This is a genomic window from Micromonospora sp. WMMD998 (assembly GCF_029581235.1).
In the GTDB taxonomy this organism is placed as follows: domain Bacteria; phylum Actinomycetota; class Actinomycetes; order Mycobacteriales; family Micromonosporaceae; genus Micromonospora.
In genome coordinates, this window is the sequence record NZ_CP120740.1 from 6,310,265 (window position 1) to 6,328,611 (window position 18,347).

Annotated in this window: 19 protein-coding genes; 10 read left to right on the forward strand and 9 right to left on the reverse strand. The window is 73.0% G+C overall.

The window, feature by feature from the left end; all coding sequences use genetic code 11:
* Positions 1-140: 140 nt before the first annotated feature.
* A complete protein-coding gene (locus O7619_RS28715) occupies positions 141-743 on the reverse strand; it encodes a hypothetical protein (protein WP_282284586.1) in 603 nt (200 codons plus the stop codon).
* Between the two features lie 131 nt (positions 744-874).
* Positions 875-1,396: a M48 family metallopeptidase gene (locus O7619_RS28720; RefSeq protein ID WP_282284588.1), complete on the reverse strand. Its 522-nt coding sequence runs from the start codon at positions 1,394-1,396 to the stop codon at positions 875-877.
* A gap of 477 nt (positions 1,397-1,873) precedes the next feature.
* Here O7619_RS28720 and O7619_RS28725 point away from each other — a divergent pair, with 477 nt between their 5' ends.
* The 3 genes from O7619_RS28725 (at position 1,874) to O7619_RS28735 (ending at position 4,691) form a co-directional block, all read left to right on the forward strand.
* Positions 1,874-2,041: a DUF5679 domain-containing protein gene (locus O7619_RS28725; protein ID WP_007464795.1), complete on the forward strand. Its 168-nt coding sequence runs from the start codon at positions 1,874-1,876 to the stop codon at positions 2,039-2,041.
* 180 nt (positions 2,042-2,221) lie between these two features.
* Positions 2,222-3,334, forward strand: coding sequence for a TOMM precursor leader peptide-binding protein (locus O7619_RS28730; RefSeq protein ID WP_282284590.1), 1,113 nt, complete (start codon positions 2,222-2,224; stop codon positions 3,332-3,334).
* A 10-nt stretch (positions 3,335-3,344) separates the two neighbouring features.
* Entirely contained in the window at positions 3,345-4,691 is a 1,347-nt protein-coding gene (locus O7619_RS28735) for an AarF/ABC1/UbiB kinase family protein (protein ID WP_282284592.1), read from the forward strand.
* 306 nt (positions 4,692-4,997) lie between these two features.
* Here O7619_RS28735 and O7619_RS28740 read toward each other — a convergent pair whose 3' ends face one another.
* The 3 genes from O7619_RS28740 to O7619_RS28750 form a co-directional block, all read right to left on the reverse strand.
* Positions 4,998-5,363, reverse strand: a complete 366-nt coding sequence (locus O7619_RS28740) for a WhiB family transcriptional regulator (RefSeq protein ID WP_281586796.1) — start codon at positions 5,361-5,363, stop codon at positions 4,998-5,000.
* A 139-nt stretch (positions 5,364-5,502) separates the two neighbouring features.
* Positions 5,503-5,754, reverse strand: a complete 252-nt coding sequence (locus O7619_RS28745) for a hypothetical protein (RefSeq protein ID WP_282284593.1) — start codon at positions 5,752-5,754, stop codon at positions 5,503-5,505.
* Positions 5,755-5,883: 129 nt separating this feature from the next.
* Positions 5,884-8,040 (reverse strand): ATP-dependent DNA helicase UvrD2, encoded by a 2,157-nt coding sequence (locus O7619_RS28750; protein ID WP_282284594.1) that lies wholly within the window; start codon positions 8,038-8,040, stop codon positions 5,884-5,886.
* Positions 8,041-8,130: 90 nt separating this feature from the next.
* Between O7619_RS28750 and O7619_RS28755 the strand changes: the two genes are divergently transcribed.
* On the forward strand, positions 8,131-8,373 hold the full coding sequence (locus tag O7619_RS28755) for a mycoredoxin (protein WP_282284595.1): 243 nt from the start codon (positions 8,131-8,133) through the stop codon (positions 8,371-8,373).
* Between the two features lie 57 nt (positions 8,374-8,430).
* Here O7619_RS28755 and O7619_RS28760 read toward each other — a convergent pair whose 3' ends face one another.
* The gene (locus O7619_RS28760; protein ID WP_282284596.1) at positions 8,431-9,696 is read right to left on the reverse strand and encodes an MFS transporter; all 1,266 of its coding nucleotides are present in this window, start codon (positions 9,694-9,696) and stop codon (positions 8,431-8,433) included.
* Positions 9,697-9,900: 204 nt separating this feature from the next.
* Here O7619_RS28760 and O7619_RS28765 point away from each other — a divergent pair, with 204 nt between their 5' ends.
* The 3 genes from O7619_RS28765 (at position 9,901) to O7619_RS28775 (ending at position 11,645) form a co-directional block, all read left to right on the forward strand.
* Positions 9,901-10,872, forward strand: coding sequence for a helix-turn-helix transcriptional regulator (locus tag O7619_RS28765; protein ID WP_282284597.1), 972 nt, complete (start codon positions 9,901-9,903; stop codon positions 10,870-10,872).
* A gap of 72 nt (positions 10,873-10,944) precedes the next feature.
* The gene (locus O7619_RS28770; RefSeq protein ID WP_282284598.1) at positions 10,945-11,178 is read left to right on the forward strand and encodes a DUF397 domain-containing protein; all 234 of its coding nucleotides are present in this window, start codon (positions 10,945-10,947) and stop codon (positions 11,176-11,178) included.
* A 197-nt stretch (positions 11,179-11,375) separates the two neighbouring features.
* Complete coding sequence (locus O7619_RS28775) at positions 11,376-11,645, forward strand: hypothetical protein (RefSeq protein WP_282284599.1); 270 nt, start codon at positions 11,376-11,378, stop codon at positions 11,643-11,645.
* Between the two features lie 194 nt (positions 11,646-11,839).
* Here the strand turns inward: O7619_RS28775 and nudC are convergent, their stop codons facing one another.
* The 3 genes from nudC to O7619_RS28790 are packed head-to-tail and all read right to left on the reverse strand — an operon-like array spanning position 11,840 to position 15,428.
* Positions 11,840-12,787, reverse strand: coding sequence for an NAD(+) diphosphatase (nudC, locus tag O7619_RS28780; protein ID WP_282284600.1), 948 nt, complete (start codon positions 12,785-12,787; stop codon positions 11,840-11,842).
* Entirely contained in the window at positions 12,784-14,121 is a 1,338-nt protein-coding gene (locus O7619_RS28785; protein ID WP_282284602.1) for a pitrilysin family protein, read from the reverse strand. Before O7619_RS28785 ends, nudC begins: the two co-directional genes overlap by 4 nt.
* Entirely contained in the window at positions 14,118-15,428 is a 1,311-nt protein-coding gene (locus O7619_RS28790; protein WP_282284604.1) for a pitrilysin family protein, read from the reverse strand. The genes O7619_RS28785 and O7619_RS28790 overlap by 4 nt, the downstream gene beginning before the upstream one ends.
* Before the next feature lie 148 nt (positions 15,429-15,576).
* On the opposite strand from O7619_RS28790, the gene O7619_RS28795 reads away from it, so the two are divergent.
* From O7619_RS28795 to O7619_RS28805, 3 genes are read left to right on the forward strand one after another with little or no spacing between them, the layout of a single operon-like run.
* Complete coding sequence (locus tag O7619_RS28795; RefSeq protein ID WP_282284605.1) at positions 15,577-16,632, forward strand: ABC transporter substrate-binding protein; 1,056 nt, start codon at positions 15,577-15,579, stop codon at positions 16,630-16,632.
* Complete coding sequence (locus O7619_RS28800; RefSeq protein ID WP_282284606.1) at positions 16,629-17,408, forward strand: ABC transporter ATP-binding protein; 780 nt, start codon at positions 16,629-16,631, stop codon at positions 17,406-17,408. The genes O7619_RS28795 and O7619_RS28800 overlap by 4 nt, the downstream gene beginning before the upstream one ends.
* Positions 17,398-18,282: an ABC transporter permease gene (locus O7619_RS28805; protein ID WP_282284608.1), complete on the forward strand. Its 885-nt coding sequence runs from the start codon at positions 17,398-17,400 to the stop codon at positions 18,280-18,282. Before O7619_RS28800 ends, O7619_RS28805 begins: the two co-directional genes overlap by 11 nt.
* Positions 18,283-18,347: the final 65 nt, after the last annotated feature.

An 18,347-nucleotide genomic window follows, 5' to 3' on the forward strand; every position in this document is an offset into this window, starting at 1 on the left:
AGTCACCATGGTGGAAGTCGTGGTCTCGAGCGCTCAGCGACCTTGGCGACACGGCACGGCCGGTGGCCAGCTCGAAACCACGACCCAACCCGAGACCACGTCCAACCCGAGACCACGACCAGCCGGCGCGGGACAGGCGGTCAGGCTGGGCGGCCGGAGAGCAGTGCCCGGGTCGCGTCCCAGCCCTCGAAGGCCGGGTCCAGAGCACCAAGGTCGGCCGGGCCGCGCAGCCGGCGCCAGCCGGCGGTGACGGCCACGTCCCCGGGCCTGGGTACCGCCGCGCGCACCTCGGCTGGCGCAGACACGTCAAGGTCGAGTGGCGGCAACCACTCCGGTGCGGGCAGCCGCGCGGCCACCCCGAGCAGGCCCGACGCGCTCCCCTCCACCGGGGCGACCGCCACCGGCCGGCTGGACAGCGGCCGGAGCAGCTTGCCGAGCGTCAGTCCGGGCACGTCTGGTGCGTCGGCGGCGACCACGGCCGCTTGGTCGTAGCCGGCGAGCGCCGCGAAGACCGCGTTGGGAGTGGCGTCGGGCACCTCGTACACGGCAGTGCCCGGCCACACCACCGCGTCGGCCAGCCAGCGGTCCGCCGGCGTGACCGCCACCGCGGTCTCCACCTCGTTCAGCGTGGCCAGCAGGTCCACCACGTCCTCGGCGAGGGCGGTCCGCCACCGCGCCGGCTCGATCCCCGGCGGCGCCCAGCTCACCGGCCCGAGCAACGCCACCACCACCCGTCGAACCATCCCCCGACCCTAGCCTGACCAGACCGTCCCGCCCCGCGCGCCGGGGCGCACATTCACGGAAAGTGTGGCTACCGGAGCTCGGATAGCCACACTTTCCGTGAATCAGGGCGGGGGTCGGGAGGGAGAGGGGGTCAGGGGATGCCGGCGGTGGCGGCCACGCCCTCCAGGTAGCCGCGCGCCCGCTCGGCGCGGGGGTAGCGGGCGACCAAGGCCCAGAACTGCGCGTTGTGGCTGGGAACGATCAGGTGCGCCAGCTCGTGGAGGAGGACGTAGTCGATCACCCAGTCGGGCATGTCCTGGATCCGGTGGGAGATCCGGATGGTGCGGTCGGCCGGGGTGCAGGAGCCCCAGCGGCCGTTCTGGTTGGTCACCCAGCGGACGCTCGCCGGCTCGGCGGCCGAGCCGTATTCCGCCAGGTAGAGCCCGATCAGCCGGGCGGCCCGGGCCAGCAGCTCGGCATCCGAGCGGGCGAACCGGCCCTCGCGGGCGGCCAGCCGGGCCAGCATCCGGTCGACCCACTCGCTCTCCTCGGCCCGGGAGAACTGGTCGGGAATGAGGACGACGACACGCTCCCCGTCCCGGTACGCGGACACCGTGCGTCGCCGGCGCTGGCTGCGCCGCACCTCGACGACGGGCTTCCGCGTCCCGGCCATTACCGGCTCGCGCAGCCTCGGTTGACTGTCACGAGGGAACGGTAATGCGTACTGACCAGGGCTCCGCAAGAGTCAACACGACGACACGCGCCCGGAAAACCCTGATTGGTGCCCAAGGGTCCGGAAAAATTTCTTTGCGACGGTAGTTGACCATCACCTGCCCGCCGCCCCTCACGTTAAGTGATCTACGACGGGCCGCTCGCGGGAGGGTCGCGCGAAGGGGATCTGAGCGTATTTACCCGGCGTGTCCCCGCGAAACTGACTTATCCGACGTTACTCGGCATGCACACTCTCGTCGTCGACTTGCTCACAGAGTCGGCGTGCAGCTGACATGGAACCCCCCAGACCTGGGTAGGGTCCGCCAACCAGCGATCAGGAGACTGACCGCGGAGAACCCCCCGGCGCCGGTGCCACTCGTGGCCCGCCGCAGGGAGACCCGCCGGGGACACCTCCGGCGGACGAGACGAGGAGGCTACCGTGGCCGACCAGGCCCAGACCTACAACGGTTACTGCGTCAAGTGCAAGGAGAAGCGGGACTTCGAGGGGCACGTGGAGGTCTCGAAGACCGGCATGAACATGGCCAAGGGCAAGTGCCCGGTGTGCGGCACAACAGTGAACCGCATCCTGGGCAAAGCCAAGGTCTGACCCGTTCGGGTTCGCACGGAGGAGGAGTGGCCCCGGCCGCCCCTCCTCCGTCGGACATCCGACTCGGTTACCGGCGGGTTGTGGAAAACCCGCGAAATCCTGTGGACAATGCTGGCCATGGCGCGCCGCGCCTGTGGACAACGAATGACGGAGCGCTCGGACACGGTCACCATTCGTGGCGTGACTCCTCCCACTCCTCTCCCCCGTCCCACCCTCCTGCCCGGCCTCACCCGCCTCTGGCGGGACCGGCGCACCCTTCAACTCGGCCTGGAGCCCGGCCCAGCGGTGCTGATCGACGTCGCGACCCCGGGCACCGCCCACCTGCTCGACCTGCTCGACGGCACCCGCAGCGAGCGCGCCGTGCTCGCCGCGGCCAGCACCGCCCGGGTGCCACCGGATGAGGCCCGCGCCCTGCTCGACGCGCTCCGGGCCGCCGGTCTGGTCGTACCGGGGCACACCCTGCTCCCCCGCGACCTCGCCGGGGCGCCGCGGGCCCGGCTGGTCGCGGAGGCGGACGCCCTGGGCCTGGCCGCACCAGACCTGCCCGGCACGCCGGCCCGGCTGTTGCGCCGCCGCCGGTCCGCCCGGGTGCTGCTCACCGGCTCGGGCCGGCTCGGTGCCGCCGTCGCCGTCGCGCTGGCCCAGGCCGGGGTCGGGCACGTCGTACCCGACCTGTCCGGCCCGGTCCGCGCCGGCGACCTGGTCGGGACCGGCCTGCCCGGCGCGGAGCTGGGCCAGCCGCTGGCCCCGGCGGTACGCGAGACGCTGGGCCGGTGCGCGCCGGGCACGGCCACCGGCCCCCTGCGGGCGGCCCGGCCCCACCTGGTGGTGCAGCTCGGTGTGGGCCGCCCCGCCGAGGCGCTCGCCCTCGGGCACGCCCTCCGCCGGCAGCCCCACCTCCTGCTCGACGTGCGCGGCGGCGTACCCGTGATCGGGCCGCTGGTCCGCCCGCCCGCCGGTCCCTGCCTGCGCTGCCTCGACCTGCACCGTGGCGACCGGGACCCGGACTGGCCGGCGCTCGCCGCCCAACTCGCGGCCGACCACGGGGAACCGGCCTGCGCGACCACCACCCGGCTCGCCGCGACGGCGTTCGCGGCGGCCGAGGCGCTGACCCAGCTCGACGGCGGCACACCGGAGACGCTCGGCGCGGCGGTCGAGGTCCGGGGCGCCGGGCGCTTCCGACACCGCCGGTGGTCCCCGCATCCGTCCTGCGGCTGCTGCGGGCGTCGCCCGATCCGGTCGGCCCCAGCCGCTCCCGGCCGCACGGCAGCAGCCGGCCCCTCGCGTCGGTAACAATGGTCGGGTGACCGACATCCCGCGGCGGGCCGTATCCCGCACCGCCAAACTCGCCGCCCTGCCGCTCGGATTCGCCGGTCGAACCGTCCTCGGCATGGGCAAGCGGGTCACCGGGCTCGCGTCCGACGTCATCTCCGCCGAGATCCAGCAACGCACGGCCGAGCAGTTGTTCAGCGTTCTCGGGCAGCTCAAGGGCGGCGCGATGAAGTTCGGCCAGGCCCTGTCCGTGTTCGAAGCGGCGCTGCCCGAGGAGGTCGCCGCGCCCTACCGGCAGGCGCTCACCAAGCTCCAGGAGGCCGCCCCGCCGCTGCCCGCCGCGACCGTGCACAAGGTGCTCGCCGAGCAGCTCGGGCCGGACTGGCGGGACCGGTTCGTCTCCTTCGACGACACCCCGGCCGCCGCGGCCAGCATCGGGCAGGTGCACCGCGCGATCTGGCGTGACCCGGGGTACGGCCCGAACGGCGGCCCGCGGCACCGGGACGTGGCCGTGAAGATCCAGTACCCGGGCGCCGGTGACGCCCTGCTCGCCGACCTCAAGCAGCTCTCCCGGCTGGGCGGCATGTTCCGGGCCATCCAGCCGGGCCTGGACGTCAAGCCGCTCCTCGCCGAGCTGCGCGAGCGGATCACCGAGGAGCTGGACTACGAGTTGGAGGCCGAGTCGCAGCGGGCCTTCGCCGCCGCGTACGCCGACGACCCGGACATCTTCATCCCGGAGGTGCTCGACGCCGCGCCCCGGGTGCTGATCACCGAGTGGGTCGAGGGCATCCCGCTCTCCCAGATCATCCGGGAGGGCACCGAGGAGCAACGCGACCGGGCCGGGCACCTGATGGCCGAGCTGCACCTGTCCGCGCCGGAGCGGGCCGGGCTGCTGCACGCCGACCCGCATCCGGGCAACTTCCGGCTGCTGCCGGACGGCCGGCTCGGTGTGATCGACTTCGGCGCGGTGGCCCGGCTGCCGGAGGGCACGCCCGAGCCGATCGGCCGGATCGCCGCGCTCGCGCTGCGCGGGGACGCCGACGGGGTGGTGGACGGCCTGCGCGGTGAGGGTTTCGTCAGCCGGTCCGAGCCGATCGACGCCCCGGCGGTGCTCGACTTCCTCCGCCCGATGCTGGAGCCGATCGCGGCCGACGAGTTCCGCTTCACCCGGGCGTGGCTACGGGCCGAGGCGGCCCGACTGGCCAGCCCACGGTCCGCCGCCTACCAGCTCAGCCGCCAGCTCAACCTGCCGCCGTCCTACCTGATGATCCATCGGGTGACGCTTGGTTCGATCGGGGTGCTCTGCCAGTTGGAGGCGAAGGCGTCCTACCGGGAGATCCTGGAACGCTGGCTGCCCGGCTTCGCCCCGGTGGCCTGAGGGCGGACGTACGCCGAAGGGGCGGCGACCATCCGGTCACCGCCCCTTCCTCAGGTGTCGATCTAGAGAACGCCCAGGTCGCGGGCCGACTGGCCGCGACTCCGCATGGCGACGGTACGGGCGGAACGGGTTGCCTCAGTGCTCGTGGTGGTGCGACCGGCCTGAGGCCGGGGCATTCGGGCCCGGGACAACGCTTCGTGGAGTAGTTGCATCTCGGTTCCATTCGGCAGGTGCAGCATCGTTGGTCTCTCTCATCTCGGCCGGTGGAGGGACACCGGCATCGGTCGGTTTCGGAACGTAGGTGTGTCAGGCTGCCAGCCGGACGGCGCTACGCGACTCGGACAGCCCACTGGCCGCCAGTCGCGCCTCCGCCTCGACCCGGAGCTGGGCGTCACGGGCGACGTCCTCCTTACGCGGGCGGCCCCGGGGCCGCTTGCGCGGGACGACCGCGCCACGCTCGAAGATCTCGCCGCCCCAGACGCCCCAGGGCTCGGCCCGCTCCACCGCCCCGGCCAGGCACTCGACGCGCAGCGGGCAGTCCCCGCAGAGCGACTTGGCCAGCTCAAGCTCGGCGGGCTGGTCGGAGAACCACAGGTCGGGGTCGAACTTCCGGCAGGGCAGGTTCGCCTCCACCTCGACGCTCACGTCGAGTGGGGCCAACGCCAGACTCATCCTCCGGTCACCTCTCTCTCACTTCGATCTCGTGGATCGCATTTCCGACTTCGGCACTACGGCGGTGCACAAAAAACTGAGGCCGCGGATCCCGGTGTGCGGGTTCCGCGGCCTCGAGGTGAGCCGGTGGTCTGATGGATCAGACCGGTCTACCTCGAGGTGGAACGCCGCTGACATCGGTGCGCTTCTTGACGCCGATGCCCATGCCCGTGAAGCCACTGGTCCCCTCGACTCCACGCGGCGGCGCAACGGTCAGATTCAGCTCGGCCTGAACCTGGGCCTGGTGCACCTGCGGAGCCGACGGTCGAGCGGCGAGGGCCACCCGGACAGCCGACAGCGGAGCGCAGGCAGCTGGCATCGCCGCCGGACGCTCGTAGATGTAAATCTCCATTGGTGCCACCTCCCTGACCTTCCTCGTGCCGACCGTGGACTCATCCCCCGTGAGCAGCCAGAACAGCGCCGCTTCGAGGTGTGCCCTGAGGCTATTCCTCGCCCGCAGGGGAGGGCAAACGATTTACGGCTAGTTTTCAGAAGTTTTCTGTGGGCAGATGTCGTCCACCGCCGCGCCGGCCACCAGCGCCAGCACCGTATCGCCGTAAAGCCCCACTTTCCGGGGCCCGATCCCGGCGATCGCGACCAGTTCCTCGGTGCGCGCCGGCTTCCGTTCCGCGAGCGCGGTGAGCGTGGCGTCGGTGAAGACCACGTACGCCGGCACCCGCTGCGCGCCGGCCACCCGCTGCCGCCACTCCCGCAGCCGCCCGTACAGCTCCTCGTCCAGGTCGGACGGGCAGGTCGGGCAGCGGCCCAGCTTGCGGTCCGCGCCGGCGAGCAGCGTGGCGCCGCAGATCCGGCAGGACACCACCTGCGGTCGCCGCCGCTCGGCCCGCCGGGTCGGACCCGCGCCGCCGGCCCGCTCACCGCCGCCGGAACGGTCCAGTTGCGGCAGGAAGCGGGACGGCCGCCGGGCCCGACCGCCGGGCGAGCGGGCCGCCGCGTACGACAGCCACAGCCACTCCCGCGCCCGGGTGATCCCGACGTAGAGCAGCCGCCGTTCCTCCTCGACCTGATCGGGCGTCTTCGCGTACGTGGTGGGCAGCGTGCCCTCGGCCAGCCCGACCAGGAACACCGCGTCCCACTCCAGGCCCTTCGCCGAGTGCAACGACGCGAGCGTCACCCCCTCGACGGTGGGCACGTGCTGCTGGGCGGCCCGCCGGGCCAGTTCCTCGGTGAAATCGGCGAGCGTCACCGGCCGTTCGATCGAGGCGGCCTCGCCGATCGGCACCACGGGCGGGCTCGCCGCGTACTCCTCGGCGAGCTGGACCAGCGCGGCGAGCGCCTCCCAGCGTTCGCGCGCGACGCCGCCGGGCGGGGGCGCGTCGGGCGTCCAGCCGACCGCGCGGAGCGCCTCCACCACGGCCGTCCTCAGCGGCGTCTCCCCGGGGACGGACCGGGTGGCGGCGCGCAACGCAATCATCGCCTGGCGCACCTCGGGTCGCTCGAAGAACCGCTCCGCGCCCTGCAACACGTAGGGCACCTCGGCCTCGGTGAGCGCCTTCTCGTACGCCTCGGACTGCGCGTTGGTGCGGAACAGCACCGCGATCTCCCGCGCCGGGGTGCCGCCGGCCACGAGCGCCCGGCAGCGGGCGGCGACGGCGTTGGCCTCGGCCGGCTCGTCGGTGAAGATCCGCAGTTCCGGCTCCGGGCCGGGCCGGCGCTGGCCGTGCAGCTCCAGCCGCAGCCGCGCCTCGGCGCCCCGGGCCGCCGAGATCACCGCGTTGGCCAGGCCCACCACCTGCGGGGTGGAGCGGTAGTCGCGGACCAGCCGGACCACCGTCGCGCCGCGGTGGTGGCGCGGGAAGTCGACCAGGTACGACGAGGTCGCGCCGGTGAACGAGTAGATGGTCTGACTGGCGTCGCCGACCACGGTGAGGTCGTCCCGGCCGCCGAGCCACACCTCCAGCAGCCGCTGCTGGAGCGGGTTGACGTCCTGGTACTCGTCCACGACGAAGTGCCGGTACTGGTTGCGCACCTGCTCGGCCACGTCCGGGTGCTCCTCGATCCCCCAGACCGCGGCGCGCAGCATGTCCTCGAAATCGATCACCCCGTTGCCGCGCTTGAGCCGCTCGTACGCGGTGAACACCTCGGCCACCCGGGCCGGCTCGTACGGCGTCTCGCGCAGCGCCTTGGCCGCGGCCACGACGTATTCACCGGGCTCGACCAGGGAGGACTTGGCCCACTCGATCTCGGCGGCGAGGTCCCGGGCGGCGGTCCGGTCGGCCCGCAGGCCCACCTTGGCGGCGGCCAGGGTGACCACCCGCACCTTGCTGTCCAGCAGCTCCGGCATGGCCCGCCCGGCGAGCAGCCGGGGGGCGAAGTAGCGGACCTGCCGCAGCGCCGCCGCGTGGAACGTGCGCGCCTGCACACCCTGCACCCCGAGCACGGTCAGACGGCTTCGCATCTCGGCCGCGGCCCGCGCGGTGAACGTGACCGCCAACACGTGCCGGGCGGCGATGTCGCCGGTCAGCGCCCGGTACGCGATCCGCGAGGTCACCGCACGGGTCTTGCCGGTGCCGGCGCCGGCCAGGATGCAGACCGGGCCGGCCGGGGCGGTCACCGCGGACCGCTGCTCCGGATCCAGCCCGGTCAGCACCCGTTCCGCCGCTGAGTGAACCCCCACAGCAGGGAATCATCCCAGCCCCGCCCGATGTTGCAGAGGTTAGCCTGGCCTGAACGGGCCGGGCGTGAGCCATCCTTGGAGGACCTGACCATGTTGACGTTGTATTCCACCCCGTGGTGCGGCTACTGCCACCGGCTGAAGTCGCAGCTCGACCGGGAGGGCATCGCGTACGAGGTGGTCGACATCGAGCAGGACACCGCGGCTGCGGAGTTCGTGATGGGTGTCAACGGCGGCAACCAGACCGTGCCGACGCTGCGCTTCGCCGACGGCAGCGCCCTGACCAACCCCTCGATCAACCAGGTCAAGCAGCACCTCGCCGCGCTTCCCGGCTGAGCTGAGCGCAACCGACGAGCGGCCGTACCCCTCCGGGTGCGGTCGCTCGTCGTCGGCTCAGCGCGCGCGACGTCGCTGGATGGTGGCGAGCATCTCGTCGTCGAGCGGCCGGCGGGGCCCCGGTACGCGGGCCGGGCCGGCGCCCGGCGGGGTGAGCCCACGGCCCCGCCAGAGATACAGGCCCGCGGCCATGGTGATCACCCCCACCAGCGCGAACAGCAGTCGGTAGTCGAAGACGCCCACGAGCAGCGCGCCGCCGCCGATGGAGACCGCCTGCGGCCCGCTGACGAGCGCCCGCGACGCGGCGGTGACCCGGCCCAGCAGGCCCGGCGGCGTCCGCCGCTGGACCAGCGTGTGCAACCCCACCATGGTCAGCGGCAGCGAGACGCCGGCCAGCAGCAGCGCCACCACCCCGAGCCAGAGCCGGGGGTACGCCAGCGCCAGCGCGGCCGGGCCGAAGAACGTCACCCCGGCGGCCAGCGCGCCGAGTTCGCCCAGGCGGCGGACCACGGCGGCCGAGAACAGGCCGCCGATCAGCCCACCGATCCCCTGCACCAGGACCAGCACGGCGACGAACGCGGCGTCGCGGCCCAGACCCTGGTCGACGTACGCGAAGATCAGCGACTCGGTGAAGCCCATCACCAGCGAACCGAGCCCGTACCCGACGAGCGCCCGGCGCAGCGCCGCCTCGCGGGCCAGGTGGCGCAACCCGGCGCCCAGCCCGGTCGTCAGGTGGCGTCCGGCCCCCGGCGACACGCCCTCGTCCACCCGGAGCAGCCCGACCACCGCCGCGGCGGCCAGGAAGCCGCCCATGGCCAGCACCGTCAGCAGCCAGCCACCCACCGCGGCGTAGATGCCGGCCCCGGCGAGCGGCCCGATCAGCCGCAGCCCCTGCCGGACGGTCTGTAGCGCCCCGTTCGCGTCGCCCAGCAGGTCGGGCGGAAGCATCTGCCGGATCAGCCCGTTGAGCACGGCGGCCACGGTGATCGAGGACAGGCCGTAGAGGCCCGCGACCAGGTAGATCACCCAGACGTCGTCCCGGTCCCGCACGGTGAGCAGCGGGCCGAGCAGCACGGCGGCGGTCAGGTTGGCGACGATGAAGAAGGGCCGGCGGCGGTAGCGGTCGACCACCCAGCCGACCAGCGGGGCGAGCGCCATCGGCGCGATGACGGCGAAGACGGTCGCCCCGGCCATGCCGTCCGAGCCGGTCAGGTCCTTCACCCAGACGGCCGGCGCGAGCAGCAGGATGGACTCCGCCGCCATGCTCGCCACCATCGCGGCGAAGAGCAGGCGGAAGTCGGGGCGGCGCAGGACGGTGCGCATCGGTTCCCTCCGGCAGGGGTTGCGCCCGCGGGCGCGTCGGGGGCGGACGCCGGTGAAGGCGCCCTCCACAGTCCTCTTTTTGTCTCGTGACACGCCCTCGCCGGACCCGCCGACACCGGTCGCGCCGTCCATACTGGCCGTGGGGGGCGAATTCCATACAGTTACCGTCGCGTCTTTGCGACGGTCGACGGGAAAGAGGACGCCGTGCCTCCTGCCTCACCGGGCCCGATTCTGCGCCGTCGTCGACTCGGCAACGAGCTGCGTCGGCTCCGCGAACACGCCGGTCTCACCGGTGACCAGGTCATCGACCGGATCGGTTGGGCCTCCGCATCCAAGCTGTCGCGGTTGGAGAACGGCCGCAGCCGACCCGACCCGGAGGACGTCGACGCGCTGCTGACGATCTACGGCGCCGCCGACGAGCTGCGCGCGGAGCTGATCGGGATCGCCCACGAGGCCGGCGACATGCGGGGGTGGATGCGCAAGTTCCCGGTGATGACCGAGCAGCAGCGCGCCTTCGCCGAGTTGGAGGCGGGTTGCGCGGAGATCTCCGAGTACAGCCCGGTGCTGGTGCCCGGGCTGTTGCAGACCCCCGGGTACGCCCGGCACCGGATCCTGTCCGCGGCGAAGGTGGCCGAGGAGGCCGGCGACCCGGATCCGGAGGACCCGGAGACCGAGGTCGGCGCCCGCCGATCCCGCCAGGCACTGCTGGAGCACGTGACCCGCTACACGGCCGTGCTGGAGGAGACCGCGTTCGGCCGGCGGGCCGGGCCCCCGGAGGTGCTGCGCGAGCAGCTCGTCCACCTGTGCGAGCTGGCGCGACTGCCGAACGTGGAGCTGCGGCTGCTGCTGCGGGACACGCAGGTTGGCGACTGGTACGTTCCGCCGACCGCCTTCTCGGTCTATCGGTTCGCCGATCCCCTCGATCCGGAGACACTCGCCATCGAAAGTGGGTTCGGCGACGTCATGTCGACCGAGGTTAGCACCCTAAATCGCTATAAAGTGGTGTTCGAGTGGCTATGCTCGTCGGCACTCTCCGCTTCGGACACCATCTCCTGGTTGATCGAAGCGACGGGACCGCTGACCGGCACGGCAGTCGAGTCCACCGTGGCGTCCGGGCCGGCAACGGCGCCGACCCAACGCCGCCCGGGCTCGGGGCGCCTCACGACGGAACGGTGATCCGCCACGGACACCGTCCGGCCCCGGCGTCACTCGTTCCCATCGGAGCACCTCACCAGGAGCAGGAACACCATGAACGAAATCCGCAACAGCACGACCTCCGGGCAACTCGCCCGCGCCGCCTGGCGCAAGAGCACCCGCAGCCAGACCTCGAACTGCGTGGAGGTCGCCCCGCTCGGCACCGGAGCGGCGACCATGGCGCTGCGGGACAGCAAGGACCCGGGCGGACCGGTCCTGCTGTTCGACCGGGCCGGCTGGCTCGGCTTCCTCGCCGGGACGAAGAACGGCCAGTTCGACCTGGACTGATCCGGCGAGTGTTCCGGGGCCGTCGGCGTGACGCCGGCGGCCCCTCGCTTGTCCACCCCCGACAACCGTCCTGACCTGCTATCCCCCGAACGGTCGAGCCCGCACGTTTCACTTGCTGGGACGACGTGCGGGCGTACGATGACGCCTGGAGCGACGTGGAAGTTCCACCGCGCATCCGTCCACTTCCGGGGGACACCATGCGGTTCCTGATCGTCCGCACCGAGATCCGAAGCGCCGCCGACGCCGACATCGCCGCCGCCTGGGCCGGCGGGGTCCGGCTGCGGGACGAGACAAGCGCGCCGGAGCCCCGCCGTCAGGTCGTCCACGCCGAGGACCGGGACGCCGCCCTCCTGCTCGCCCGCGCGCTGTCCGCCGTCGGGGCGGTACGCGCCGGTCGGCACCGGGTGAAGGTGCTGCCCGTCGAGGATCCCGCCCCCGGCCAGCCGTACCGCTGGGACGGCGGATGACCGGCCGCTGACTCCGTCGTGGCCGGACCGGCTCCCCCGCCGTGCTCCACGCCTCACCCGGCCACGACGGCCCGTGATCCCGGCCCGGGACCGTCGCGGCAACGACGGTCCGGGCCGGGACCGCGTCCTCCCTGTGTAAGGAAGGGGCCCCGCTTAACGCCTGCGGTATAGGCGGGGGCCCTTCTTAACGTTGGTCAGCAGTGGCCGTCGAGCCAGCGGTGCACCAGGAACAGGGCGATCGACGACGGCGGTGGCAGGAGCAGGCGGTCGCCACCGTCCACCGGCACCGGCTCGCCGGCCAGGGCGGCGCCGATCTCCCGCCGGCTGAACCAGCGCGCGTGCGCGATCTCGGTCGGGTCGACCTCGATCGGCGCGTCGGCGTCGGCCCGGGCCAGGAAGCCGAGCATCAACGAGCCGGGGAACGGCCATGCCTGGCTCGACACGTACCCGATCTCCTCGACCGCGACGCCGACCTCCTCGCGGACCTCACGCAGCACGGCGGCCTCGGCCGACTCGCCCGGCTCGACGTACCCGGCCAGGCAGGAGTAGCGGCGCACGCCGGGGCTGCTCGGCCAGGCCGCGTTGTTGCCGAGCAGGCAGCGGCCCTCCGGGCCGTCCACCCCGTCGTGCACCAGCACGATCATGGCCGGGTCGGTACGCGGCCAGGTGCGGTGGCCGCCCGGGTCGAGCCGGGACCAGCCGGCCTCGTCGACCTGGGTCGGCTGGCCGGTGGACGGCGAGTAGCCGTGCCGCAGGTGCCAGTTGAGCAGCGCCAACGCGGTGGTGAACAGGCCCGCGTCCCGATCGGTCATCAGGTGGCCGACCTCCCGCAGGTGGACCCGGCGGGTGTCCGGCAACGCCGGCAGCGGCCCGTCCACCGCGAAGACCGGCACCCCGTCCGGTTCGACGCCGAGAAACATCGGCACCGAGCGGGGCACCTCGGGCAGTTCGCCGGAGCCGACCAGGACCAGCTCCGGTGGGGCGACCTCGCCACGGACCAGGACGCGACCCTGGTCCGTGGAGTCCAGCACCAGCACCCGGGCCTGCTCCCACGCCTCGGCCAGCCACGCCGGGTCGGCACGCCGGTGGGCGGCCCGGTCCAGCGTGGACCGGGCCAGCGGCGGAGCCGGCTCGCCGGTCACGCTTCCGTCCGCACCGGCGTGAGCGCCGCCAGCGAGTCGGCCACCCGCGCCGCGTCGCCGAGCACCACGGTGACCGCCCGCGCCGGGGCCAGGTAGCGGGCGGCCACCTCGGCGACGTCGTCCACGGTCGCCGCGGCCAGCCGGGCGGCGTGCTCGGTGAGGAAGTCCAGCCGCAGCCCGTTGCCGGCGTACGCGCTGGTCAGCGACGCGAGGCCGGCCTGGGTGGACATGCCGAGCTGGAGCGTGCCGAGCGCGTACCGGCGGGCCTGTTCCAGCTCCTCCGGCTTCACCGGGACGGTGGCCAGCCGGCCCAGCTCGTAGGTGGTCTCCAGCAGCGCCGGCGCGGTCACCTCGGTGGCCACCTCGGCGCCGGCCACGAGCACCGAACCGGCCACCGAGTGCTCGACGAGCGAGTGCGGCCCGTACGTGTAGCCCTTGTCCTCGCGGATGTTCTCCACCCAGCGCGAGGAGAAGTAGCCGCCGAAGATCAGGTTCGCCAGTTGCAACGCGGCGTGGTCGGGGTGGGTGCGGGGCACCGCGGGCAGCGCGAGACGCAGCGAGGACTGCACCGCGCCGGGCCGGTCGACGAGCAGCAGCGGCCCCGGCTCCAGCGGCGGCGCGGGCGGCAGCTCGGCGGTGTGACCGTCGCCCCGCCAGCCGCCGAGCGCCGCCTCGGCCGTGTCGAGCGCCTGCTCCGGGCGGACGTCGCCGACGAGCACCAGCACCGCGCCGGCCGGATGCACCCGCTCGGCGTGCAGCCGGCGCAGCGCGGCCGGGCGGACCGCCCGTACCTGGTCGGGCTCGGGGGTCTGCACCGCGTACGGGTGGCGGCCGTAGACCCGCTTGAGCAGCGCGGTCCGGGCCAGGTGGGAGGGCTGGCTCTGGGCGACCTGGATCCGGTCGACCAGACGGTCCCGCTCGGTCGCCACCCAGTCACCCGGGTAGCTGGCGCCGGTGAGCACCTCGGCGAGCAGCTCCAACATCCGGTCCAGCCCGGTGACCAGACCCGCGCCGGAGAGCATCAGCCGGTCCGGGTCGAGGCCGGCGGAGAGCCCGCCGCCGACCTTCTGCAGCTCGGCGGCGATCTCGGTGGCGGTGTGCGCCTCGGTGCCGGCCAGCATGGTCTGCGCCAGCATCGCGCCCCGGGCCAGGTGGGTCCGGCCGAACGGCATCCAGAGCCGCAGTTCGACCAGGGGTACGGCGGGGCGGCGTACCGCGATCACGGTGAGGCCGTTGCCGAGCGTGCGCTCGGCCTGCTTCGGCACGGTCAGGCGCTTGTTCGGGCCGAGCGCCGGCAGCGGTCGGGTGGTGGTGGCGGCGGCGGTGGCGGTCATCGGGCACCTCCGGCCACGACCTCGACGGATGCGCGGCGCTCGGGCCGCAGGGTGGCGGCGGCGGCGCGGACCTGTTCCTCGGTCACCGCGCCGACCAGCCGGGGCAGGTCGTTGAGGAGTTCCGGCTCGCCGCGCTGCTGTTCCAGCACGGCCATCCGCAGCGCCCGACCCAGCACCGCGTCGGTGTCCCGCAGCAGGTGGGTGGCCATCCGGGCCTGGGTACGCGCCAGCTCGCCCTCGGCCAGCCCGCCGGTGGCCAGCCGGTCCAGCTCCTCGTCGACGGTGCGCAGCACCTTGTCCACGTCGCCGCCGGGCGGCAGGTGGGCCTGGAGCAGCAGCGCGGTGGGGTCGCGCACGTCGAACGGGTCGCCCATGAAGCCGAGGTAGCCGCCCAGGCTGGTGACCGTGCGGTCGCGCTGCACCAGCCGTTCGACCAGCCGGGAGGCGTCGCCGTCGGTGAGCACCTCGGCCAGCACCACGTAGGGCAGGTAGCCGGCGAAGTCGGTGGCCGGGTCGGGCACCCGCCAGGCGCTCGCCACGGCCGGGAGCGGGGCCAGCGCGTCGGTGTACGTGCTGCGCCGCTCGGTGGTCAGGTCGGGTTCGGTGAAGTCGGGCCGCTCCGGGGCGGGGCGGGCCGGCACGTCGCCGAAGTGCCGTTCGACGAGCGCGGTCGTCTCCGCCACGTCGATGTCGCCGCTGACCGCGAGCACCGCGTTGCCGCTGGCGTAGTAGCGGCGGAAGAAGTCGGCGGCGTCGGCCACCGTCGCCGACTCCAGGTCGTCGAAGGAGCCGTAGCCGTCGTGCGCGTTGGGGAAGGTGTCGAACATCACCGGGGGCAGCGTCAGCCAGGGGAACCCGCCGTACGGCCGGTTGAGCACGTTGACCCGGATCTCCTCCTTGACCACGTCGACCTGGTTGCGCAGGTTCTCCTCGGTCAGCCGGGGGCCGCGCATCCGGTCGGCCTCCAGGAACAGCGCCCGTTCCAGGGCGTTGCTCGGCAGCGTCTCGAAGTAGTCGGTGTAGTCGAGGTGGGTGGAGCCGTTGAAGGTGCCGCCGGCGCCCTGCACGTGCCGGAAGTGGGCGAGCTTCTCCAGGTTTTCCGAGCCCTGGAACATCAGGTGCTCGAAGAGGTGGGCGAAGCCGGTGCGGCCCTGCGGCTCGGAGCGGATGCCGACGTCGTAGACCACCGCCACCCCGATCACCGGGGCGCTGCGGTCCGGGGTGAGCACCACCCGAAGGCCGTTGTCGAGGTCGAACCGCTCGACCGGGTATTTCGTGGCTGGGATCTTCACTCTCCGCGTCGGCACGCGATCGACACTAGCGCCTCCGTACCGGCCGCACCGGCGGTGTGCCCCGGCCGAACGGTGGACAGATGCGGGACAGGTCTTGACGACGGCCGCCCCCTGCCCCACTCTTCCTACCAACTAAATAGGAATACTGCGGATTGGACGATCGATGAGACGGCTCCCCCTGCGCCGCCTGGTCACCCTGGCCACCCTGGCCACGGTCGGCGCGGCCACGCTCGGCACCACAGCCGCCTGCGGTGACGACGGCGCCGGTGCCTCCGGCCCGGTGACGCTGCGCCTGGGCTACTTCCCGAACATCACCCACGCGCCGGCCGTGGTCGGCGTGGAGAAGGGGATCTTCAAGGAGAAGCTGGGCGGCGACGTCACGCTGGAGACGAAGACCTTCAACGCCGGCCCGGCCGCCATCGAGGCGGTCTTCTCCGGCGCGCTCGACGCCACGTACATCGGTCCGAACCCGACCGTGAACGCCTTCTCCAAGTCGAAGGGCGAGGCGGTCCGGGTGGTCTCCGGCGCCGCGTCCGGCGGCGTCGCGCTCGTGGTCAAGCCCGCCATCACCACGGTGGAGCAGTTGCGCGGCAAGAAGATCGCCACCCCGCAGCTCGGCAACACCCAGGACGTCGCGCTGCGCTACTGGCTCAAGGAGAACGGCCTGGCGACCACCAAGGAGGGCGGCGGCGACGTCAAGGTCGTTCCGCAGGAGAACGCGCAGACGGTCGAGACGTTCGGCAGCGGGGCCATCGACGGCGCGTGGGTGCCGGAGCCGTTCGTCTCCCGGCTGGTCAACGCCGGTGGCAAGGTGCTCGTCGACGAGCGCGACCTCTGGCCGGACAAGAAGTTCGTCATCACCAACCTGCTGGTCAGCACCAAGTTCCGCAAGGCGCACCCGGACGTGGTGAAGAAGCTGGTCGAGGGACAGGTCGCGGCGAACGAGTTCGTCAACACCAGGCCGGACGAGGCGCAGCAGGCCGTCTCCGCGCACATCGGCAAGATCACCGGGAAGCCGCTGGACCTCAAGCTGATCCAACAGGCCTGGCCGACGCTGGAGTTCACGAACGACCCGATCTCGTCCTCGCTGAAGACCGGCCTGGACCACGCCGTCGCGGTCGGGCTGACCCAACCGGTCGACCTGACCGGCCTCTACGACCTGACGTTCCTCAACGAGGTGCTGAAGGCGCAGGGCAAGCCCGAGGTCACCAAGCCGTGACGTCGACCGCGACCACCCCGCGCGGCGCGACCGGCTCGGTCGCGCTGCGCGGCGTGACAAAGGTGTACGGCCAGGGCGAACACGCCGTCCTGGCGCTGGACGGGGTGTCGCTCGACGTCGCGCCGGGCGAGTTCGTCTGCATGGTCGGCGCGTCCGGCTGCGGCAAGAGCACGCTGCTCAACCTGGTCGCCGGTCTGGACCGGGTCAGCGGCGGCGCGATCGAGCTGGGCGAGGGCGTCAACCCGGGCCTGATGTTCCAGGAGCCGGCGCTGTTCCCGTGGTCGACCGTCGAGGGCAACGTCGAGGTGCCGCTCAAGCTACGCGGGCTCCCCCGTGACCAGCGCCGCGCGCGGGTGGCCGAACTGCTGCGCACGGTCCACCTGTCCGAGTTCGGCCGCAAGCGCCCGCACCAGCTCTCCGGCGGCATGCGGCAGCGGGTCGCGCTGGCCCGCACGCTCGCGCTTGACACCCCGGTGCTGCTGATGGACGAGCCGTTCGGCGCGCTCGACGCGATGACCCGGGACATCCTGCACGACGAGCTGGAGCGGATCTGGGGCGAGCGCAAGCTGACCGTCCTGTTCGTCACGCACAACGTGCGCGAGGCGGCCCGGCTCGCCGACCGGATCGTCCTGCTCTCCAGCCGGCCCGGCCGGATCATCTACTCCACCCGGGTCGACGTGCCACGACCCCGGCGGATCGACTCGCCGGAGGTGTCGGCCATCGCCGCCGAGGTCACCGACCGGCTGCGCAAGGAGGTGGGCCGGCATGGCCAGTGACACCCTCGCCGGATCGACGCGCACCGACGCGGAGATCTCCGGCCTCGACGCGCTGGAGATCGCCGGCCGGGAGAAGGGCCCGTCCCGGGTACGCCGCCTCTGGTCGGCCACCTGGCCCAAGTTCGCCGCGCTGGCGTTGACGGTCGCGCTCTGGCAGGCCGTCGTCTGGAGCGGCTGGAAGGAGCCGTGGGCGCTGCCCGGCCCGGCGGTGGTCTTCGCCGACCTCGGCCACTACCTGACCAGCTCCGCGCTCTGGGAAGGGTTGGCAACCACCGCCCGCCGGGCGGTCGTCGGGTTCTCCGCCGCGGTCGCGGTGGGCCTGCTGCTCGGCCTCGGGGTGGCCCGGGTCAAGGTGCTCCGGGCCGCGCTCGGCTCGATGATCACCGCGTTGCAGACCATGCCGTCGATCGCCTGGTTCCCGCTGGCCATCCTGCTGTTCCAGCTCAGCGAGCAGGCGATCTTCTTCGTGGTGGTGCTGGGCGCCGCGCCGTCGGTCGCCAACGGCGTCATCCACGGTGTGGACTACGTGCCGCCGCTGCTGGTCCGGGCCGGCCGCAACCTCGGCGCCCGGGGGCTCAACCTCTACCGCTACGTGATCGCGCCGGCCGCGCTGCCCGCCATCGTGGCCGGGCTCAAGCAGGGCTGGGCGTTCGCCTGGCGCAGCCTGATGGCCGGTGAGCTGCTGGTGGTCATCGCCACCCGCACCTCGATCGGCGCGCAGCTCACCTACGCCCGCGAGTTGAGCGAGGCGCCCCGGCTGATGGCCATCATGATCGTCATCCTGGTGGTCGGCCTGCTCGTGGACACCGCGTTCGGTGCGGCCGACAAGGCGATCCGCCGCCGCTGGGGCGTGCTGGACCAGGCCGGCAACTGACGTCGCGTGCGCCTCGGCGCACGTCGACCACGCGCTCGGGCCATGCTCGCCGTCATCGGTCGGCC